Annotated in this window: 16 protein-coding genes; all 16 read right to left on the bottom strand. The window is 57.3% G+C overall.

The annotated features are described in order from the left end of the window. Positions 1-164: 164 nt before the first annotated feature. The 16 genes from Q7U76_13495 to Q7U76_13420 all read right to left on the bottom strand — a co-directional run bounded on the left by Q7U76_13495 (position 165) and on the right by Q7U76_13420 (position 19,784). A complete protein-coding gene (locus tag Q7U76_13495) occupies positions 165-551 on the bottom strand; it encodes a hypothetical protein (GenBank protein ID MDO8357400.1) in 387 nt (128 codons plus the stop codon). Positions 552-658: 107 nt separating this feature from the next. Beyond that, positions 659-1,150: a flagellar export chaperone FliS gene (fliS, locus tag Q7U76_13490; GenBank protein MDO8357399.1), complete on the bottom strand. Its 492-nt coding sequence runs from the start codon at positions 1,148-1,150 to the stop codon at positions 659-661. 33 nt (positions 1,151-1,183) lie between these two features. Next, positions 1,184-3,505, bottom strand: coding sequence for a flagellar filament capping protein FliD (gene fliD / locus Q7U76_13485; protein MDO8357398.1), 2,322 nt, complete (start codon positions 3,503-3,505; stop codon positions 1,184-1,186). A 364-nt stretch (positions 3,506-3,869) separates the two neighbouring features. Next, on the bottom strand, positions 3,870-4,160 hold the full coding sequence (locus Q7U76_13480) for a flagellar protein FlaG (protein MDO8357397.1): 291 nt from the start codon (positions 4,158-4,160) through the stop codon (positions 3,870-3,872). A 71-nt stretch (positions 4,161-4,231) separates the two neighbouring features. Continuing rightward, the gene (locus Q7U76_13475; protein MDO8357396.1) at positions 4,232-6,163 is read right to left on the bottom strand and encodes a flagellin; all 1,932 of its coding nucleotides are present in this window, start codon (positions 6,161-6,163) and stop codon (positions 4,232-4,234) included. Positions 6,164-6,657: 494 nt separating this feature from the next. Then, on the bottom strand, positions 6,658-7,800 hold the full coding sequence (locus Q7U76_13470; GenBank protein MDO8357395.1) for a sialidase family protein: 1,143 nt from the start codon (positions 7,798-7,800) through the stop codon (positions 6,658-6,660). 2 nt (positions 7,801-7,802) lie between these two features. Next, positions 7,803-10,448, bottom strand: a complete 2,646-nt coding sequence (locus Q7U76_13465) for a DUF115 domain-containing protein (protein MDO8357394.1) — start codon at positions 10,446-10,448, stop codon at positions 7,803-7,805. Between the two features lie 98 nt (positions 10,449-10,546). Next, the gene (locus tag Q7U76_13460; protein MDO8357393.1) at positions 10,547-11,617 is read right to left on the bottom strand and encodes a polysaccharide biosynthesis protein; all 1,071 of its coding nucleotides are present in this window, start codon (positions 11,615-11,617) and stop codon (positions 10,547-10,549) included. Continuing rightward, entirely contained in the window at positions 11,614-12,516 is a 903-nt protein-coding gene (locus Q7U76_13455) for an NAD(P)-dependent oxidoreductase (GenBank protein ID MDO8357392.1), read from the bottom strand. Before Q7U76_13455 ends, Q7U76_13460 begins: the two co-directional genes overlap by 4 nt. Continuing rightward, entirely contained in the window at positions 12,455-13,648 is a 1,194-nt protein-coding gene (gene neuC, locus Q7U76_13450; protein MDO8357391.1) for a UDP-N-acetylglucosamine 2-epimerase, read from the bottom strand. The genes Q7U76_13455 and neuC overlap by 62 nt, the downstream gene beginning before the upstream one ends. Before the next feature lie 130 nt (positions 13,649-13,778). After that, positions 13,779-14,834 carry an N-acetylneuraminate synthase family protein gene (locus Q7U76_13445; GenBank protein MDO8357390.1) on the bottom strand — a complete coding sequence of 352 codons (1,056 nt, stop codon included), beginning with the start codon at positions 14,832-14,834 and terminating at the stop codon, positions 13,779-13,781. Between the two features lie 9 nt (positions 14,835-14,843). Continuing rightward, positions 14,844-16,454, bottom strand: coding sequence for a radical SAM protein (locus Q7U76_13440; protein ID MDO8357389.1), 1,611 nt, complete (start codon positions 16,452-16,454; stop codon positions 14,844-14,846). Between the two features lie 34 nt (positions 16,455-16,488). Beyond that, positions 16,489-17,523, bottom strand: a complete 1,035-nt coding sequence (locus Q7U76_13435; protein MDO8357388.1) for a DUF115 domain-containing protein — start codon at positions 17,521-17,523, stop codon at positions 16,489-16,491. After that, on the bottom strand, positions 17,513-17,758 hold the full coding sequence (locus Q7U76_13430; GenBank protein ID MDO8357387.1) for a hypothetical protein: 246 nt from the start codon (positions 17,756-17,758) through the stop codon (positions 17,513-17,515). Before Q7U76_13430 ends, Q7U76_13435 begins: the two co-directional genes overlap by 11 nt. A 3-nt stretch (positions 17,759-17,761) precedes the next feature. Then, positions 17,762-18,487, bottom strand: coding sequence for an acylneuraminate cytidylyltransferase family protein (locus tag Q7U76_13425; GenBank protein MDO8357386.1), 726 nt, complete (start codon positions 18,485-18,487; stop codon positions 17,762-17,764). Beyond that, a complete protein-coding gene (locus Q7U76_13420) occupies positions 18,471-19,784 on the bottom strand; it encodes a DegT/DnrJ/EryC1/StrS family aminotransferase (GenBank protein ID MDO8357385.1) in 1,314 nt (437 codons plus the stop codon). The genes Q7U76_13425 and Q7U76_13420 overlap by 17 nt, the downstream gene beginning before the upstream one ends. Positions 19,785-19,788 lie beyond the last annotated feature (4 nt).

The raw sequence follows: 19,788 nt of genomic DNA, 5'->3' as shown, positions 1-19,788 counted from the left end.
CGTCGTTCGTATCTCGTCCAAAGAAAAGAGCATATGGCGTATAGCCAATAGCGTATGGTCAGAAATGGAGAGTGGGCGTCTTTGCTACCAGCTATAAGCCACTAGCCATACGCTCTTATCCTCAACGAGATACGCTTCACGCGTCCTGTCCTGTCCCCGCTCACTCACCCTCGCGCGCTGAGAAACTCCACGGAGTTCGGCATTCTGGACGCGGCATACCCGTTCACAGCTCGCCCACCGGTACTCATATGCGCCAAGGTCTCTTGTGTCCGGCCGATCCACCGCTGAATCTGCTCGCGATTTTGCTCGGCATGGACCAAGGCCTGCCGCATCACATCGGCGAGACTTTCCCAAGCCTTGTCTTCACCCGGCAACATGGGCCGCCCCGCGAGTTGAGCGGACACCTGAGCCAACCGAATCAACGCCTGGTCGATCGCCCGGACAGACACTTCCAGGCTCTCCAGGTCTTGGCTGGCAATCGACGCCTCACTCTGTTCTAACTGCCCGATAAACGCCCGGTACTGCGCTTCGAGTCCCTGCAACGAAATCATCGTGTCCTCATCATGGCGTCGTAGGTTACTGACAATAAACCCGGTTCCTAATTCCGAGTTTCAGGTTTCGGAGCTCGAATCAAAAAAACTCGAAACGTCCTATCCCTTCAGGCTTTGAGTGCCAGCCTGGGAGCGGTGTCTGGCTGCGCGTAAGCCGAGAGACCGGCCGGCATGACGGGAGGAGGCGGTGCGCCTGCTCCGGCATCGATGATCGTCTTCACTTGAACGGCTACCTGCCTCCATGAGCTATTGAGATCGGTCAACAGGGTACGGACCCGTTCCAGCGGTTGTGCCTGTTTCGCCAGATGTCCCTTGACCAACTCCTCGTGCATATGGAGGTAGAGTCGGTCCAGGTTCCGTGCGATCTCGCCCCCCTCTTCGAGATTGAGCGACTTGCGCAGTTCGCCGATGATGGCCAAGGCTCGATAGAGGGCAATACCCGAGGCCAGGGTATTCTGCTTCTCGATCTCCTGTAAGGCCTGCCCGATCCGATAAATCGCGCCCTCATACAGCAGCACGATGATCTGCGCCGGATCGGACTGGGTCACATTGCCGGCCATATACATCGCAATGGCATTGGGGTTATTCGATACGCTCACAAGTATCCTCCATCAGGATTTGAACGGTTCATGTTACCCCCCGATTTTTGGCAGATTATCGAGTTGATTCGTCAAATAATTGCTGGTCGCTTTAAATTTGCTGAGCAGCGACTCCAATCGAACGAGTTGGTCGCGGAACCGCTCCCCCTCTTGATCGATACGGGCATTAAACTTTTCAATGTCCTTCTTGAGCCGATCCACGGTGCCTTGCAGCCCCTTGGATTTTGACGTCAGGATGCCGACGGTCGGATCGGTATAGGAAGCCAGAGATGACACGAGCTGGTCCCCGACGCCCCGCGTGACGGCAATGGTGCCGAACAGCCCGGTCGACGTGCTTTCCGTGCTGATCGACAGACCGTCTTCCCCAAATCGCGAGTTGCTTTTCAGCACATTCCCACGGCCTGTTGCCGAATGGTCGTTAATCGTGCCTGCAATATCGGCTCCCTGCGCCGTCCGTCCGACTGAGCCGATGCCCGTTTGTGTGACGCCGGCTTGATCGGACACGACCGTAAAACGGACGTCCGACCCATAGTCTTTCGACGTGATTTTGAGCCGTCCTCCGTCGTTTGAAGCCGACAGGCCCACATGATTCGTCGCAAATGCGCTATTTAACGTGTTGACGATATCGTTAATTCTCTGGCCTGCGCTCAGTGAGACGGTGAAAGATGTCGTCGTGGGAATCGCTGCGCTGTAGTCGCCGCTATAGCTAAAACTCAAGGCTTCGGCGCTCGTCAATCCGGTCGATGACAGGTCCTGAACCGTCACATCCGTGGAGCCTCCAAGAATGGCTTTCTGTGGCGCCGTCGTAATGTTCAGCCCATAACGCCCGGCTGACGTCGTGGCACTCAGGCCGACGAAGGTCACGGCACTATTGCTCGGCGTGCCCATGCCGAGGAACAGCCTCCGTACACCCTCCGGATCTGAGCTGATGGCCGTGGACAATGCGCCTTCATCCACCGAGAGCACACCGGTCTTGCTATTCGACGTAATGCCGATCTGAGACAGATTGGCCTTCCCCGTGGTGAGGCCTGGAATCTGGCCACTGATGATATCCTTCAATTTCTTTTGAATCGCACGCAGGGTCGGATCTCCGAGCAAGGCACTGGGCTGAGTGCTATTGGCATTGAAATTGAGCTGCTCATTGAGAAACGTATTGAATTCGTTATAGGCCGTCACAAAATTCTTAATCTTCTCCGTGGCGCCGGATGCGTTGGACGAGACCGAGAGGATCACACCGTTCGTGGCATCCGCTTGCAGCAGATTCAACGTCACGCCTTGAATGATATCCGTGACGAGGTTGCTCGATTTCGTGTATGTGGTGCCGTCCACAACCACCACGGCATCTTGCCCTGCTTGAAGTGTCGGCGCGAACACATCCACAGAAAACCTGTCGCCGGCGACTAGCGTGCCCGTCGCCCCGAAGTCGATCTGGACACCTTCGTTCGTGGTGCCGGAACCGTCGATCGCCGCGGCAACCGTAGCCGCCGTAATCCCGCCTCCGGAGGTGTCGGTGCCGGCTGTCGCGCTATAGGCCGCGCCCCCGTACCCCAAGTAGGTCAGACCCCCATCGATGGAATACTTGTACGTAGCGACGCCAGGCGCCCCGCCGGCGACAGCCTGAATGAGAAAGGTCTTGTTCGTCGAGCCCGTATAATTATTGCCGGCATTCGAGGTAATCGTGCCGGCAAAACTATTTCCAGTAAAGGCATACGCGGCCTCAACCTTCTTGTTCGTGAAATCCAACGTCGTATCGTTATTCGTGATGGTGATGCTGTTCGAGGCGCCATTCTCATTGGTGGCGAGAATGAGCCGATAGGGATTGGAGCCTGTTCCGTCGTTGATGATAGAGGCCGTGACACTGCCGCCCTTTGCATTGATCGCATCGCGCAGAGACTGTAGCGTCGTACTGGCGGATACAGCCACGCTATATTCTGTTCCAGCCGTACCGACCTTGAACCTGAAGGTCCCGTCGGCGCTCGCCACGGACGACGCGTTCTGGTCGACGAATCCATTGGCTGCCAGCTTGCCTGCCTGGGCTAATTGCTTGACCGCTACGGCATAGGTCCCCTTCGTTGCCGTGCTGTTGGCGGTCGCCGTCAAGAGGGAGACACCCGCCGTCGTCTTCCCGACCGCCACGGTATTCACATTGAAATTTGCCGGATTGTTGACGGAACTGGCCACGGCCAACAGAGTGGAGAGCTTCGTGCTGACGCTCGCCACCGCAGTGATTTCTTTCTGGTAGCCAGCCTGCCTGGTCTTCAAGAGTTCAACGGGACGCCGCTGGGAGTCTTGCACTTGCTGGATGAGTTGCTCGTAATTGATTCCGGAAGATAGGCCGGATGAGGTAATACCCATATGTCTGCTCCCCTCTCCCTATCTTTATCGGTAGGGAGCGAAGAAACTTAAGGGATTAGCAACCACGCGAGACAGGCGAAGGTTTGAGTTCCGAAGATCGAGGTTTTGGAACGTCGATGGCCGACACATCTGAGGCAACAATTGCCTACCCAGCAGGATGCTCACAACGTTCGTCAGCAAGGCCGCGAAGCAAACGATGAACGATGGACCTACGAAGTCCTGGCTTTTACGTTCAGCACTCAGCGTTCATCGCTCGACGTTGTGTTCTGGGGCACGTTGTGGATTTCGATGAGCCTACCTGCCAGCACGAAGCCGCTTCGGCGAAGGCAGGGAACGAAGCGGACGGACGTTTTCAGCATCCTGATTACACGACCCGATCAATCCTCGGCCCGATCAGGCTTCTGATCACATCGGACGCGGCACGCATCTCTTTGGCTGGAATTTCTCGAATCACCGCTCTGGTTTGCGGATCGACGACGAAGGCCGTGATTTCCTGCGTTTCGGTATTCACGCGGAACTGGAAATCGTACGATGGCGACGCGACCACCGGCGCCTGCTTCGTGACCGGCGGGGTCTTCGCCTCCGGGACATTGGCGCGCTCGACCGGACGAGGCTGAATCGCGCCAGGGACATTTCCATCGATTTTTTCAACCATGGTGATACCTCATAGTGCAGCAGAACGGAGGCGCGGGCCAGTGAGCCCGCGCCTCCTCCCTCTGTGGCGTGCTACTTCAGAAGCTGTAGCGCAATCTGCGAGGTGCTGTTCGCCTGCGACAGAATCGCCGTACCGGCCTGCACCAGGATCTGGTTTCGCGTGAATTGCGCCGTTTCGTAGGCGAAGTCCGCGTCCTTGATCCGGGCCGCCGCTGCTTCCTGATTCTCAGCGGACACCGTCAGGGCCTGTGTCGTCAGCTCCAACCGGCTCGTCAAGGCTCCAACGTCGGACCGCACCTTGCTGATCTGCGCAAGGGCCGCGTCGAGAGACAGAATCGCCGTATTGGCGCCGTCTTGTGTCGTGATGTCCAACACAGCCAACGAATTGGTGAGGTTCGTCGTGTAGGGCACACCCGTAGTGGCTGCGCCGAAGTCCGTGGTTCTCCCGGAGAAACTGACATCAGCCTGCGACGTCAACCTGACGGCGCCACGATACTGATTGACGCCCTGGCTCGCACCGGTAATGGTGGTTGCATTGGCGCTCCCCGAGAATACCGAGATATTTCTCCCGTCTGCGGCTGACAGGACTAATCCCCCCGAGCTATTCACGGCCGCGGTCACCCCTGTAGAGGCCGTCTTGGCGTTAATCGCCGCCCGCAAGACGCCCGTGCTATCGCCGGCTGCAACATTAGCCGTCGCATCGATTGCGAAACCGTTGACGAAGAGCTCATTAGCCGCAAGTGTGCCGGCACCAACGGTTGTGGTTTGGGAAAACGAGTTCGTAATGGCTACCCCAGCCACTCCGGTCTTCCCCCTCACATTATTGATGGCCGCCGCCTTGGCAATCGCGCCGGATTGGCCGTTATAATTGCTGACCTCGCTCGCGGCAGTGCCTGACCCCACCGCCTGGCTCGCTAAACCGACACTGCTCAACTGCGACCCGGCTGACGTGGCATTGAGGTACGACAACTTGAGATCGGTCCCTTTGGTGGCGACCAATGCGTACGTGGACCCGTCGGTGTTCTGCCGTGCCGTGACATTCGTGATCCCGGCTGCATTGATCTTGGCCACGAATGCCGATACGAACTGGCTGTTCGTCGTATACGCCGCGCTGCTTCCTGAGTGGATGGACGTGCCGCTCACGTTGGCTAGGCTGGTGATCGCCGTCCCGTTGATGTAGAGGCTTCCGACGCCCGTCGCCAGCTGGACGGCGATGTTGTTGCTGGTCGCCGAGGTTCCTCCGCCTGCCGCCACGCTGGCCGACGCGGTTGCTCCGGATGCTCCGACCGTACCATCGCCTAACTGGAGGGTACCGCCGGTCTGGTTGTAAAACAGCTCCAGCACTGAGACTTGATCGTCCGTGGCCGTGGTCGCTCCAACCAACTGACCGTTGATATTAAATTCGCCCGCTGTGATGGCGCCGTAACCACTCTGTTCACTCGCACCGGCTGACCCGATCCCATTTTCAATGTTCACGGAAAAAGCCGCAAACTTTCCGAGCTGGGCTGCGCGCACGTCACCCAACGAGAAGGAGATCGTTTGGTCGGCGTTGGCGCCGACCTGAATCTTGCCGGATGAAAACGAACCGTCCAGCAAGGATGCACCGTTGAACTCTGTCGTACCGGCCAACCGATTTAATTCCGCAACCAGCAAGGCAGACTCACCGTGCAAGGTTGAACGATCGGACGCCGTATTGGTATCGCTGGCTGCTTGCACGGCCAACTCACGCAACCGGCCGATGATGTTGGTCGCGACATTGAATGCGCCTTCCGCCGTGTTGACCAGGGATCCGGCATCGCCGGCATTCCGCACAGCCACACGCAGGCCTCGGGACTGAAAGCTCAGCTTGGTCGCAATCGACAATCCGGCTGCGTCGTCCGCTGAACGGTTGACTCGAAGACCGGATGACAGACGCTCCAACGACTTGGCCAACAAGTCGTTGCTGTGGCCCAAATTACGTTGCGCGGTCAAACTGGGGATGTTGGTATTGACTGTTAACGCCATTGGAAATTCCTCCGTGACCGATACAGAACTGGAACATTAAAACGCCGCAACATCCATGTCGTCGGCCTGATGTGTGTCATCTCATTGCACCGGGACCTTTTCGCGACTTGCCTCCTTTCCCTGTGTTCATGAGTTTGCATGGACTGTGTATCGGACAGTGTCCGGACGAACTTTAGAGGCGGACGGTCCTAGTGCAAGACAGTGCCGGTTGGTGGCGGTTGGTGCAGATTATTAGCCCGCGCGGAACGGGCGGGAAGAGCGCGACGGGCGAGAGTTCGAAATTGAGGTTCGAAGTTCGAGGTTATCGGAACAACGAATCCTAAACTTCGAATTGCGCTGCTCTCGCCAGACCCGCTTTTCTCGCATTTCACGCTTCACGGCAGGCTGCTCAAAACGTTCGTCCAGCAAGGCCGCAGGCGAAGCGAAACCGGAGGCGTACCCTCAGGGGTACGTTGAGGATTTCGATGAGCCGAGAACGATGCTGGCGGACGTTTTCAGCAGCCTGGAAGGTTGAGGAGATTGGCGGCCAAATACCGTGGAGAATCAAGAGCGGGATCGAAACTATAGAACACCACCAGGGTCCGATGGCGGTCGAGGTCGAGAAACGCCGGATAACCGGCTTCGAATTCATGTTGATATGAATAACCTTGGGGATCGTCGAGCAATCGATGTTCAGTCCATGTCGCGCCGAAATCTTCGCTCAGGCTCATACCGACGCCAGGTGCCGCAAGCCCTTGAGGGTTTCCCATATAGTTTCGGTACCCGAGTAGTAGCAGGCCGGATTCCGTCAGATGGAGCGAGGGAGAGGTTCCCCATAGAGACATCGGCTGAGGCGCAGACCAGCTATGGCCACCATCTGAGGACAGACACTGGAATAGTTGTCGTACATCCGGTCCCACTCCCTGCTGGCGCAGAACGGCCAGGATAGGCCCATCAGGCAACTCCATCAACGTTGCTTCGTTAAATCCGGCACAATGCACCACCTCATCCTGAGGGGATGGTATCCTCGTATAAGGGTCATACCCGATAGTGACATGTTCACCCCATGTCTGGCCGCCGTCTCGCGAACGAACCAGGCCAGTCCGCCAAGGTTCATCGGATTGCCGTTTCCCCCAAATCGGGCAGAGAAGAGCCCCATTTCTCAGCTCGATAATTTTCCCATAGGCAAAGGGCTCGATCACATCTGTATGGATCGGAATTGGATCGGACCATGTGGACCCATGGTCATGCGAACGCAATATCAATAGATCGGCTTCATGTTGATCCCACTTGCGCGTAATCTTGGTGTCGCAGCAGGGATAAAGTACCGTGCCATTCCTGAGCGTGGTCAGACCGACTGAGAGGTTGATACAGCCGTCCGGTCTCTGGGACCGCACGATTGAAATTGGCCTGTCCCACGTCCGGCCTTCGTCCGTGGAGCGAAGCAAAAACGCCTCTCCGCCAGGCTGACAATCGAATTGGGTGCAGAAGCTGACAAGCAAGTCCCCGTTGGCGGCACGAGTGAGGCCCGGAAACAAGGCCTCATCTTGAAGGCCTTTGTACACGACGAATCTATCAGTGATGGCGAGAAACATGGGGCGAAGGGCGAGAGCCTTCTGGCTATCCCCCTCACCTTTCGCTTCAAGCCTCTTGCCCATCTTCATTGTGTCGTCGCCAACGAAACTTGGCGCTGATAGAGGGCCGCAATCTGCAACATTAAATCTGTCCGATTGGGCACCAAGCGGAGCATGTTCTCATAACAAAGTCCCGCTTCCATGTTGGCTCCACGCTTGAGATAGAGACGCGCCAGCTTCTCAAAGGCGTCGAGATCGTCCTTTTCCAATCGACAGGCCTCTTGGAGGAATGCTTCGGCTTGTTCCTCAGACCCTTGTTCCAACGCCAAGTCCCCCATCGCCTTGTACAGATCGGCTCGTGAGGGATCGAGCGCCAGCGCCTGCTCCCAGGCTTCAACCGCGCCGTCCCGCTGCTCCAGCTTCAGTTTGGCATGGCCGAGCTTCGCATAGGTTTCCGCAGTGGGATGCTGCAGAGCCGCTCGAGCCAAGATGGAAACCGCCTTGGCGTAATCCTTCGTCCTGTAATAAAACCACCCGGCTTCTTCGAGGGATTCTGTCGGAACCTTTCCTGCGAACTCTTCTTTCAACCGAGCCGTGCGGGTCTCCCAGGCCTGGTGCTTTGCCTGTGCCTCTTGCACCAATTCTTCAAGCTTCCGATCGGATCGCGTGAGGCTTCTCAACCGCACCAATACGTCCAGGGCTTCACTGGTCCGATTGGCGGCCAGAAACAACGAGGCGGCAAACTTTAACGCCGGCACATGATCGGGTTTACGCGCCAACGCCTTCTGCACGGCCTGGAGCGCCTCATGCCCATATTCGATTTTTCCGTATGCGAGACCATACTGATACCAATCCTCCGCTGTCGCGTCGGCCCCCAGCGGCTTGAGTTCCAGCTCACGAGCCCGCTTCAGCTTATGGATCAGTCGATCCAACGGTGCCTTCAGAAGGCCTGCGGCTCTGGTCACGCTGGGATAGTACACTTCAGCCCGCGTAATCTGTTGCGTGATCTTTTCATCGACATCTTCGATTTCATCGATTTCCGCAATGGCATGCTGCACCATGTAGAGTTCCAAGGCATAGTTCTGTTCACCCAAGAGGTATAACACACGGCCGTGACGATCCATTTCCTGCGTGAGCGTTTCGGCGGCCATCGACAACTTGCCGAATTCCTCATCGTTCATCTGTCCCTTGTCGATTCGCTTCCGAAGCTTGCGCACCACACCGAGGATCTCCTTGCACTCCTTCTGTATCGAGCCGAGTTCCCCGCTCACGCCATCCATCTCTCCCAGTAGCGCGTCCATCCTGACCGGGTCTTCCTGTTCGCTCTGATGGCGCAGCATCCCCTTGATGTCGATCTTCGGCACCGCGCAATACTCGTCTATGACATCCCGAAGCCGCATCACTCGCGCGCCGGCTTTCTTTGCCCCGGCTTCCGTCGCGTCGATGATTAAGGCTTGTGTGTCCTTGAACGCCTTTTCGAAATGATGAATCGCATGTTTAAATGAGCCCATCGTACCCACCGGCTCCCCGAAGATGTCCTCAACGGTGTCCCAGTCCTCGGTACTGACTTTCCACAACGACAGATCGGCCGCATGGATCTGATTCTTGGGAAACGCCAAATCCTGTCCAATGAGTGTGATGGGATCGCAACCCATCAGCCGAGCGAGGTGGAAGGAGAGATGGGCGACCGTCGTCCCGGACGCGATGTCGCCCTTGTCGTCAACATATTGCAAGAGCCAGTCTGGGATGCGGTTCGGAACATGAGATTGCGTAAAACGAGGGCCATGGAACGCCCTGATGCTTTCGTAATATCCCCCGCAGTGATAGACCAGGGAAATTTCAGGATCGATCGGAACGTCTTTGAACTTCTCGAAATTGATCTGGTTGAAGTCGATGGTGGTCACGATATCCGGCTTGATCCCAAGAGGCAACAGCAGGCGCAGAGCCGTATCGACGGCAATGATGACGGCCCGCCCATCCAGTTCACGAAGGAGATGGATGTTTTTCTCCAGCGAAGGCCCCGCCGAGACCAAAATAGCCGGACGACCCTGAAACAGGTTTTCCAAACGTTTGACTCCGGCCGATCGAATGACCTCTGGAAAATTCATTAAAAAGTTTTCCATGAGCCGTTGACCGGCCTTTATGGTTGTATTGCGATTCAGGATGATGGCACGGGACTCTTTCTGCGCGATGTCCTTGAGACGTTCATAGGCCTCTGGCTGGAGTCGCATCGACGGTCCGTAGCAAATGACGTCCACCTTTGCGGTCATAAACTTCACGGCGAGCAGCTGGATCCATCTTTCCAGTCCGATTTCGTGACCGGTGAGGATCCGTACGAAGTCGGAACGCAAGACTTCGGTGAGATCCACATGAGTGAGCGCTGTCTTCAGAATAGCCGGGTCAGCCTCACAGATCACCACGGGATGTTTCTTCTCCAACTTCTTTGCCAGTTCAATCGCGAGATATCCCAGGCCGAATCCCAACAAAATAGAGGCATTCTCTCCTTTCATCTCTTGTTTCTCGGCCGAGCGTCTCGCGCTGTTGATCGGGTCTTCCATATTGTGGAGCAACACGCGTTCTCCTGATGGCGACGTGACCCAGGCCGTTAACACTCCCGGTTGCTTCGAGGGAACGACCTCGATGTGACTGCAATCAACCTGCTCGGTCATCATGGCGGCCACTTCTGGATTGCGCATCAGGAGGATGGCAAGGTTTTGTTCAAAGAAGCTCATGAGGGGGTCCTTTCGATAAGGCTATGGAAACGACTCCGGTGTTCAGGCTGAAGGCTGAAGACTACAAACCTTCAGCCTATCTACCTTGATCAGACAAGCTAGGCTGTCAGCGCCGCACGATAGGGACTAGGACGCCGAACTCTTTCGGGAAACACTTCTTGCAACATTAGAAGAATCGACCGACGCCCCAGCGGCAAATCGCGCCGGGAGTCGTATCCTGCCGTCGGTGCCGGTTGGGCACCTTCATAGGTGCGGCGCATCAGGCCTCGATGGGGGATTTCGATGTGCGGCGGGATGATGAACATCTCGTCGACTTCCAAGGCGATAGACGATTCGTCTTCCGTCATGAGTAGTTCGTACATCTTTTCGCCAGGCCTAATCCCCACAATCTTTCGTTCGACGGCCGTGGGATCGATGCCCTGATCCGGCGAAAAATGCTGAATGACCGCCTCCGCCAGGTCCCCCATGCGCAACACCGGCATCTTCAAGATGAAGATCTCCCCTCCGACCATGCGGTTCATCGCCTTGAAAACCAGACTCACGGCTTGCGGAATCGACAAGAAGAATCGGGTCATATCCGGATCGGTAATCGTCATCGGCTGACCCTTGACGATCTGATCGATCCAGGCCGGCACGACGGAGCCCCGGGAGCCCAACACGTTGCCGAACCGGACACAGGCGAACTTGGTCCCGCTGACCCCGGCATAGTGGTGCGCGCTCGTGAACAGTTTTTCCGCCAGTAATTTGGTCGCGCCCATCACGTTCATCGGATTCACGGCCTTGTCCGTGCTGATCGCAATGACCTGTTTCACTTTGTTCGTAATGGCGGCGTTGATGACGTTCTGCGCGCCGATGACGTTCGACTCGATGGCTTCGAAGGCGTTGAACTCACAGAGGGGCACATGTTTCATCGCGGCGACGTGAAAGATGACGTCGGCTTCAACCGACGCGCGGTTCAATCGTTCGGGGTCCCGCACATCTCCGATGAAGCAGACGAGGTTCGGCAAACGCCCCAGTTCCTGAATCAACTGATATTGCATGTGCTCGCTACGGGACAGCACCCGGACCATCTTGGGATCGTAGGTGAGCAGTTGTCGAACGATCTCGGACCCGATGGAGCCGGTGCCGCCGGTCACAAGGATCGTCTTGCCTTCAATAAACTGCCTCATGCCGCCACCTCATGATGAATGGCATGCGTCTGGGAGCGCAGGATCTCGCGTAATCCCTCATCCAATGTGGTCGTGGCACGCCAGGACAGGACGGATAGGGCCCGATCGATCGTCACAGTATTGCGCCGTTCACCGCCTGTATGTTCCGGGCAATATTGCCCGATCGCGGGAAGCTCCAGCACTTCCTCAATCTGGCGCAAGAGCGTGATCACGCTGGTGGGAACGCCTGATCCTATGTTGACGCGGTCGACCCAGTCAGGCGTCGTCAGGGCCTTCGTAAACGCCGCGGCCACGTCCTTCACATAAACAAAGTCTCTGGTTTGCGCTCCATCGGCATCGATGGAAATGCGTTGCCGGCTGCGGATGCAGTTCAATAGATAGGGAATCAATCCCTTGGTCTGAGCCGGGCCATAGACGTTCGACAGTCTGAAACACATCACCTCGGTCGTCGGACTGAGCAGCGAGCAGATGATATCTTCCGCTGCGCATTTCATAGTGGCGTAGGGCGAGAAGGGATGACAGGGGCTCTCTTCCGTGGCATTCAGTACATCGCCATAGACGAGCGCGGAGGAGGCATGGATCACGCGCGGAACGCGCTGCCGAAGGCAGGCCTGCGCCAGATTGAGAGTCCCTCTCACGTTGACGTCCAGGTACCGATCCACCGGACCTTCGACTTGGCCGGTCAGATTGATCATCACCTCACAGCCATGCAAGAGACGATCGAGCGCTGCGGGGTCGAAGATGTCCCCTTGTATCGGCTCGACATGTTGAAGCCCCCTCAACCAAGAGGGCTGTGTGCGATGCACAAGTACTCTGGCCGGCTGCGCGGGCAGCGCTTCAAGCACATGCCTGCCGATAAATCCGGTCCCGCCGATCACCGCGATAGTCTGGTTCGCCATCGTAAAACCTTTTCTGAATGAGGTTATCCAGCGATACGGTCTTCAAAATACGAACGATGCGTTCTGCCGAATGGCCATCGCCATAGGGATTCACCCGTTCCGCGACTTTCGCCTTGAAGGCTTCGTCGTAGAGGGCCACATCCAGCGCTTGTTTAATGGCATCGCGGTCATTACCCGCATCCAGGACGTTACAGGGCCGTTCACGCCCCTGCTGCCTGCTGCCGATATTCACGGTCGGCACACCCAGGCTTGCGGTTTCGTGGATCCCGCTGCTGGAGTTGCCAACGAGCGCTGCGGCATACCGTACAAGGTTGACGAACCCTTCAGGAGGCAGACTACGCACGACGGCGATGCGGCTCTGCTTGATGTACTGGATGATCTGTTGTGCGCCGGCATCGTTATTCGGATAGATGAGCACGCCTTGGATCCGCATCTCTTGCACGGCAGCCAGGGTCTCCTGGATTTGCTCTCCCGCCTGCATGACTTCCGTCGTGACCGGATGCTGCAGGATGACGACATAGGGCTGTTCCGGATCGAGCCCATGTGCCGCCAGGACCTCGGACTTGGAGACGACGGGCGTGTGCAGCACCACATCCAATGAAGGACAGCCGACGACGAAGACAGATTTCGGATGTTCCCCCATACGGATCAAGCGCTGGGCCGCGTCTTCCGTGGCGGGAAAGTGCAAATGGGCGAATTTCGACATCGCATGGCGAAGCGATTCGTCGATGCTGCCCGTGACCTCTCCGCCTTGAATATGGGCCACCGGGATGTTCATGTGAGCGCCGGCCACGGTCGCGGCGAAATTAGCCCCGATATCGAATCCCGACAGAATGATGTCCGGGCGAAGACGCTCGAACAGATCGACCAACCCGGGAAGCACCCGACCGATAGCCCTGGTCATCTCTGCACCGGTATCCGGCGCCTGATCCAGAAACATCGGGATCGTCGCTTCAATGGTAAAGCCGTCCCGCTTGATTACGTCGATATCGCGTCCATGCTCCGCCATCAGGGAAATGCCGGTCACGATGAGCTTGTAATCGAGATCGGGGTCCTCCCGGATCAACTCAAGAATCGGCTTGAACCGGCTATAGTCCGCTCGTCGTTCCGTAACAATCGCAATGGTACGCATAGAGATGCTCCCTCCAAACTCGCTCACTATCATGTTCGTGATGGGGACTGATTGATCTTCCACTGCGCGCGTCCAACGAGGCCCTTCCGAGGGCGCGCGTTGCGCGAGCACAGAAGATCATCAGTCTCCATCACGCTACTTCGCTCCACTTGATCTGGTGATCAGGCTGCATCGACACCTTGGCGACCCGTCCGAGCAGCTTCTTGTATTCCCGGGCGGGAATCTCGCCGTCGGCCGGACGTTTCACCCAGAGATTGTCATCGGTGAACCGGTCCCCCGCTGCGACTGGTTTGATGACGACGACAGAGGCACGGGCGAATCCCAGCACCGGCCGCTCCTTGCCCAAGATGGCTTTCTCTGAGCCAAGAGCCTGATAGATGGCGTCCGCGCCCTTCACGAGTTCTCTCAGTTCGTGCGGTTCGAGGGAGAGGCCCTGATCCGGTCCCGGCAACTGACGGCTGGTCGTGAAATGTTTCTCCAGCACACAAGCGCCTTTCGCCACCGCGCCGAGCGCGGTGTAGATACCGACCGAATGATCGGAGAGGCCGACCGGCACGCCGAATCGTTCTCGCAACACCTGGATGGCCCCCAACTTCACATCCGCATAGGCCGTCGGATAGGTGGAGGTACATTGCAACAAGATCAACGGCACGTCGTAGCGTTCGATGAGATTCACCGTCTCTGCAATCTCATCCAACTCGGTCATGCCGGTCGAAACGATCATCGGCAGCCCCTTCTTCGCGACATGTTCGATGAGCGGAAGATTCGTGATCTCGCCTGAGCCGATTTTGTAGGCCGGAATCCCCAATTCCTCCAGTTGATCGGCCGCTTCCCGTGAAAATGGAGTGGACAGGAACAGGATCCCCACCTCGTCGCAAAGCCGCTTCACCGCCCGCTCTTCTCCAGCAGTCAATTCGCACCGCTGGATGATGTCCCAGAGCGGTTCCTTGCTGATGGCGCCTGGCGTCATCTGCGTGTGAATCATCTCCTTGCCAGTGAGATGCGTTTGGAACTTGATGCAGTGCGCGCCGGCCTCTTTCGCCGCATGCACCATCTGCTTGGCCAGGTTCACGTCCCCGTTATGATTGATGCCGACTTCGGCAATGACGAACGGCGGCTGACCGTCGCCGATATCACGGCCACCGATTCTGATGCTCTGCAATTTCGGCCCACATACGGTTGTCATAGATGCCTCCTACGCTGCCGCGACCAGTTTCCGTTCCAGTTGCACGAGCTGTATCAGTGGCGAAGCGGTCTCGACTTTCGCCTTAGCTGCCAGCACTTCCTTGGCAAACTTGGGTTCGCCATGAATGGAGCGCCAGTATGCCTCGTACTCTTTGATTCGCTTGACGTCGTGCTGGAGCATCAATTCACGAAGCCCGAGTAATTCGACCGCATTGAAGTTGTGACAGATCACCGCTGTAATCTTCGTGGCATCCCCGACATCGAGGATGAAGGCCTCTAAGTTGCCGCCGTACTGTTCTAAAATCCGGTCCTTGTAGGTGTAGTACCACTCGGAACCAGGATAGGGCGTGGCAAAGAACGGCTTGACCATGATGCCGATCCGGTCCCAGAAGGCCATGTTGTCGTAGAGACTATCGAAGAACTCGTCGGGGAAGCCGACGATCTGGTTGGGAATCGGCCTGATGCCGGCTTCCATCGTAATCTTCAAACAGCGTTCATTCGTCTTGACCGTCGCACCCTTGCCGATCGTCTTGAGTACGCGGTCTGAAAATGATTCCAGCCCATAATCGAGATAGGTACAGCCAGCCTTGTGCATAGCCTGCAGCACTTCCGGATAGGCCAGCGTCGCATGGCTGGTCCCGCCCCAATGGACGCCGTCGCAGGTCTTGGGATCATGGGGTACGCCGTCCCTCACACAGGTCGGCTGGAGACCGGCCTTGATCCAGAGGTCGCAGATCTCGAAGAGCCACTTCTTTTTCGTCGACACATGCATGGTCATGAGGTTCTCGTCGAGGAACGAGACGAAATCGACGTTGAATCGGTCCTTCATATACTTCACTTGCCGGACTACGAACTCAGGGCTATGCCAGCGGATATTGCGGTCGTTGTTGAACACCACATCGCCGCCGTCCGGCTGCTCCTGATCCGTATATTTCATGTCGCCGGTCAGCCCAAGATGGAAGCAGAACTTGCAGATGAGAGAACAGCCGTAGGACATGTTGATGTCCAGCCGCCGCTTCGCCAGCATGGCTTCTTCCGACAAGAGAATGCAGGAGTTCTTGAAGTAGATGTCGAGCGGGAACAGTTCGTACATCGGGAACGGCAAGCTGTCGATATCTTGAAGGAGTGGACGTTCTTCGTTGAGCTTGATGTCGCCCTTCGTATTACGCCAGATAATGCCTTGGACGTCCGACCAATCGCTCGTCCGGTCCCGACCTTCGTCGATCTTCTTCAGGACCTCCGGGAAGGTGATCACGCCCTCCCCGACTCCGCCGATATCGACTTGAGGACAGAACTCCATGATGTCCCGCGGCATGGCGGTCAAAGCGCCGCCACCCATCATGATAAGCGCATCGGGCGCGTACTGCCTGGCGAACTGGACGCTCTTTTTCATGTATCCATAGGCCGTCGTGATGCCGCCGGTGGCAATGACGTCCCAGGCATCCGCTTTGATGGCATCAATCAGTTCCTCGTCGGTCGGCCGCCAACCGTTCGCGTCGAATACCTGGATCTCATGTCCTTCCCGATTCGCCACCGCGGCAATCAAAGCCAATCCATAGGGCACATGCCGGGGATCGTCTTCAGCTCGAATCACGGGATTGATAATCAGAACTTTAGCCATGTCTCTCTCCTTCGCTCTCGCCTTCAGCCTTCCGTTAGCTGACGGCGGATAGCTGACAGCTTCCCTGCTGTTCCTTGATGAACTGATCCAGCGCCATCCATTCGATGCCTTCGCCGATCAACGTGCCGCCTTCCGTACAGTTATAGGCAGTCCAACCAGATTGCTTCACCACATCCAGAAAGCATTGCCGATACCAGTAGTAGGTCGGGTCGGTGTACCAGGTTTCGTTGAGATACGGATTATGGATCTCGATGTAGGCTTCGCTCAGGCGATCTTCAGGATAGAACTTGATCAACTCATGGTAGTACTGGGTCTTGGACAGCGGCGTACCGGGGGCATAGCCGAGATCCATGCCGACGAAGGCCACGGGCGACTTCTCTAAAATGGCGTTGGCGAAAATCCAGGCAGAGGCCCCGCCGTTGCCACCGGTCACCATGCAGGGCATGCCGGTCAAATCATAGAGACGCCTGGTATGGCTGTTCGGCGCATCGTAGTCGTCGCAGATCGGATTCCACCAATAGAGCGGCATACCGGCTTCGCGGCAGCGGGCCACCACATTCGGCGCCACACAGGTCGCCATGATGACCTTGATCTTATGTCCATGCTCATTGACCAGCCGGATCAATTCATCGTTACGCTCCCGCTCTTTCGTGTTCAGCGCGGGATCCAGATCCTGCCGGCGGAAATAATCGTCGTCCGCCCGCTTGGCCAGATCCGGATCTCCGAACCAACGGATGATCCAGGTCGGGTGCGGGTCGACGCAGACGACATAATCGGGAATCACTCCGTTTCGGAGACAATGGCCCATCGCCCCATCGGCGACAACCAGCGTGCCGCGGTAGTTGAGTTGCTTGATCTTCTGGATGGTCTCGCGCCGATGCAGGCTCGGTCCTGCCGCCATACTGATCGCCGAGGTGCCCTTCTCAGGACTGGTCCGCGGTAAATCCAGAACCGTCTGTTTCATATAGGGCAGATTCTGCTTCGCATGGGCAAAGCCGATCTCTGCCGTCTTCTGAAACGTCGCTTGGGCGACCAGGTCCATGCAGGTTCGATCCAGACTACTTTTCATTGCCGGTCCCCTTGCTTGAGCTTGCCGCCTTGTCCCCTGTCCAGAGCACGTTCTTACCCTTCATGACGAAGGCGATGCTGCCGCCGAGTTTCCCCATGGCGCGGCGCTCGAACTCGGACACCTGAGCTTGATGCGCCCCTTCGGCCTTCTCACGTTCGGTCGCATCCGCTTGACCCGGCTTCGCGTGCTCTGCGGTCTGTCCCGGTACGGTATAGTTGCCGATCAATTTCGCCATGATTTAGGCCCTCACTTTCATCAGTTCGTTTGCCATTGCTTCTGCTGTCACAAAATCCACCGGTTCATCGATATCGACCGACCGCTCCCGCGACATGATCACCATCCCGCTATGGGGCCCGGTAATCAGATTCTGCTCCATCAAGACCGACCGTCTCGTCGCCCAGACCGCTCCATTCGGAATATAGAGCTTCGGGAGTTTTTGACTGATCCCGGCGTCGCCCTGGACCAGAGTGCCGGTGAATGGCACGGCCAGTACCCCGTTGAGGCGGTACATCCATTCAGGCCGTTCATGCACCTCGCAGACCGTCAACACCGTGTCCAAATCCGTCTCCAGCATCTTGGCGATACAGGCGTCGATATCCTCGCTCGTGCAGAACGGCGTGGTCGGCTGCATCGTCAAGGCGATCTGGACCTGGTAGCCCTGCGCCTCGACAAACTGCACGGCATGCTGCGTCACCAGTTCGGAGGCCACGTCTTCCGACAAATCGGCGGGCCGCATGAATGGGACCTCCGCCCCATACTCGCGCGCGATCCGCGCAATCTCCGGATGGTCCGTCGAGACGATCACACGATCGAGCAAACGGCTCTCGACCGCGGCCTCCACCATGTAGGAAATCAGCGGCCGCCCGGCAAGCATCTTGATGTTCTTCAGGGGAATACGCTTGGACCCTCCTCGCGCATGGATGACACCGATCACTCCCTGTGATTCGCTAGATCGTCGTTTCATGACTCTGCTCCTTCAGTTCGGGAATGGATTCGACCACTTTCTCAAACGCATGGATGATATCGTCCATGTCCGCGGTCGTCGCGGGAGGACGAACGACGAAGGTCCAGAGCGCCGATTGAGCACAGAGGTCTTCGGCGACGGGACAGAGCCCCTTGGCATAGGACACGGTCCCTTGATAGAGATGGCAGGTGAAGGGGCAGCCCTGTTTGCCATAGGCCATCCGCTCTTGGAACAACGGATTGTGATAGAGCGGCCTGGGATAACCGGACCCGGCAGGAATGCCTTCGGCCACGAGCGCCTGAATAAACCGTTGCCGGGGAATGCCGACCCGCCTCTCATCGTAGGTCATGCCGAACACGTGATAGACGTGATGGGTCTGCGACGGTTCGACCGGATACCGGAGGCCCGGCACAGACGGAAGCCGATCGAGCAGATAGCGGGACAAAATCCGCCGATGGTCGTTCAGGCCATCCAGCTTCTTCAACTGAACCAGCCCGATCGCCGCCTCGATTTCAGTCATCCGATAATTCCAACCGATCGTCTGCGCCAGATATTTGCGGGCCTCCCCGGCAATCACGGTCTCTCCATGGTTCCGTACCATGCGCGACTGTTCGGCCAATTCAGGATCGTTCGTGATGAGCATTCCGCCTTCGCCGGTCATCATGTTCTTGCTTTCCTGGAAGCTGAACACGGCGCAATCCCCCATGGTCCCGACCAGGCGGCCCTTGTACTTCGCCCCTGGCGCCTGCGCACAATCCTCGATCACTTTCAGCTTGTGCTTGCGCGCGATCGCCATGATCTGGTCCATCTCCGCCGGATGGCCGAGCAGATGCACGGGAATGACGGCTTTCGTGCGCGGCGTGATCGCCGCTTCGAACGAGCGGGGGTCCATGCAAAACGTAACCGGATCGACGTCGGCAAAAACGGGAATGGCATTGTGGTGCAACACGGCTGTGGCGGTGGCCGTAAAGGTGTAGGGAGGGACGATGACTTCGTCGCCTGGGCCGGCTCCGCAGGCAGCCACGGCGGCATGCAGACCGGATGTCGCCGAGTTGAAGGCGACGCCGAATGTCATCGCATGATAGGCCGCGAAGGCCGCCTCGAAGGCTTGCACCCGTTCACCGCCCAAGAATCCCTGCCGGCTGGCAGAGAAACTCGACAGGTGTCCAGAATCCATGACCTCCATCACCGCTTTTTTTTCTTCATCCCCGATGGTGGGGTATGGAGGAAAGGGCTTGTTGCGGACCGGCGTCCCTCCCAGGATCGCTAACTTGCTGGCTGTGGCTGTACTCTTCACTGGT

The organism is Nitrospirota bacterium (assembly GCA_030645475.1).
Classification (GTDB): domain Bacteria; phylum Nitrospirota; class Nitrospiria; order Nitrospirales; family Nitrospiraceae; genus Palsa-1315.
Note: the sequence above shows the minus strand (reverse complement) of the source record. Positions and strands in the feature narration are given on the sequence as shown.

What these genes read in the sequence shown, in the direction of transcription:
- Q7U76_13495 (MDO8357400.1), bottom strand. Translation starts at nt 551, where the DNA reads ATGATTTCGTTGCAGGGACTCGAAGCGCAGTACCGGGCGTTTATCGGG.
- Q7U76_13445 (MDO8357390.1), bottom strand. Translation starts at nt 14,834, where the DNA reads ATGACAACCGTATGTGGGCCGAAATTGCAGAGCATCAGAATCGGTGGC.
- neuC (MDO8357391.1), bottom strand. Translation starts at nt 13,648, where the DNA reads ATGCGTACCATTGCGATTGTTACGGAACGACGAGCGGACTATAGCCGG.
- Q7U76_13465 (MDO8357394.1), bottom strand. Translation starts at nt 10,448, where the DNA reads ATGAGCTTCTTTGAACAAAACCTTGCCATCCTCCTGATGCGCAATCCA.
- Q7U76_13430 (MDO8357387.1), bottom strand. Translation starts at nt 17,758, where the DNA reads ATGGCGAAATTGATCGGCAACTATACCGTACCGGGACAGACCGCAGAG.
- Q7U76_13455 (MDO8357392.1), bottom strand. Translation starts at nt 12,516, where the DNA reads ATGGCGAACCAGACTATCGCGGTGATCGGCGGGACCGGATTTATCGGC.
- Q7U76_13475 (MDO8357396.1), bottom strand. Translation starts at nt 6,163, where the DNA reads ATGGCGTTAACAGTCAATACCAACATCCCCAGTTTGACCGCGCAACGT.
- Q7U76_13460 (MDO8357393.1), bottom strand. Translation starts at nt 11,617, where the DNA reads ATGAGGCAGTTTATTGAAGGCAAGACGATCCTTGTGACCGGCGGCACC.
- Q7U76_13435 (MDO8357388.1), bottom strand. Translation starts at nt 17,523, where the DNA reads ATGAAAAGTAGTCTGGATCGAACCTGCATGGACCTGGTCGCCCAAGCG.
- Q7U76_13425 (MDO8357386.1), bottom strand. Translation starts at nt 18,487, where the DNA reads ATGAAACGACGATCTAGCGAATCACAGGGAGTGATCGGTGTCATCCAT.
- fliD (MDO8357398.1), bottom strand. Translation starts at nt 3,505, where the DNA reads ATGGGTATTACCTCATCCGGCCTATCTTCCGGAATCAATTACGAGCAA.
- Q7U76_13480 (MDO8357397.1), bottom strand. Translation starts at nt 4,160, where the DNA reads ATGGTTGAAAAAATCGATGGAAATGTCCCTGGCGCGATTCAGCCTCGT.
- Q7U76_13470 (MDO8357395.1), bottom strand. Translation starts at nt 7,800, where the DNA reads ATGGGCAAGAGGCTTGAAGCGAAAGGTGAGGGGGATAGCCAGAAGGCT.
- Q7U76_13440 (MDO8357389.1), bottom strand. Translation starts at nt 16,454, where the DNA reads ATGGCTAAAGTTCTGATTATCAATCCCGTGATTCGAGCTGAAGACGAT.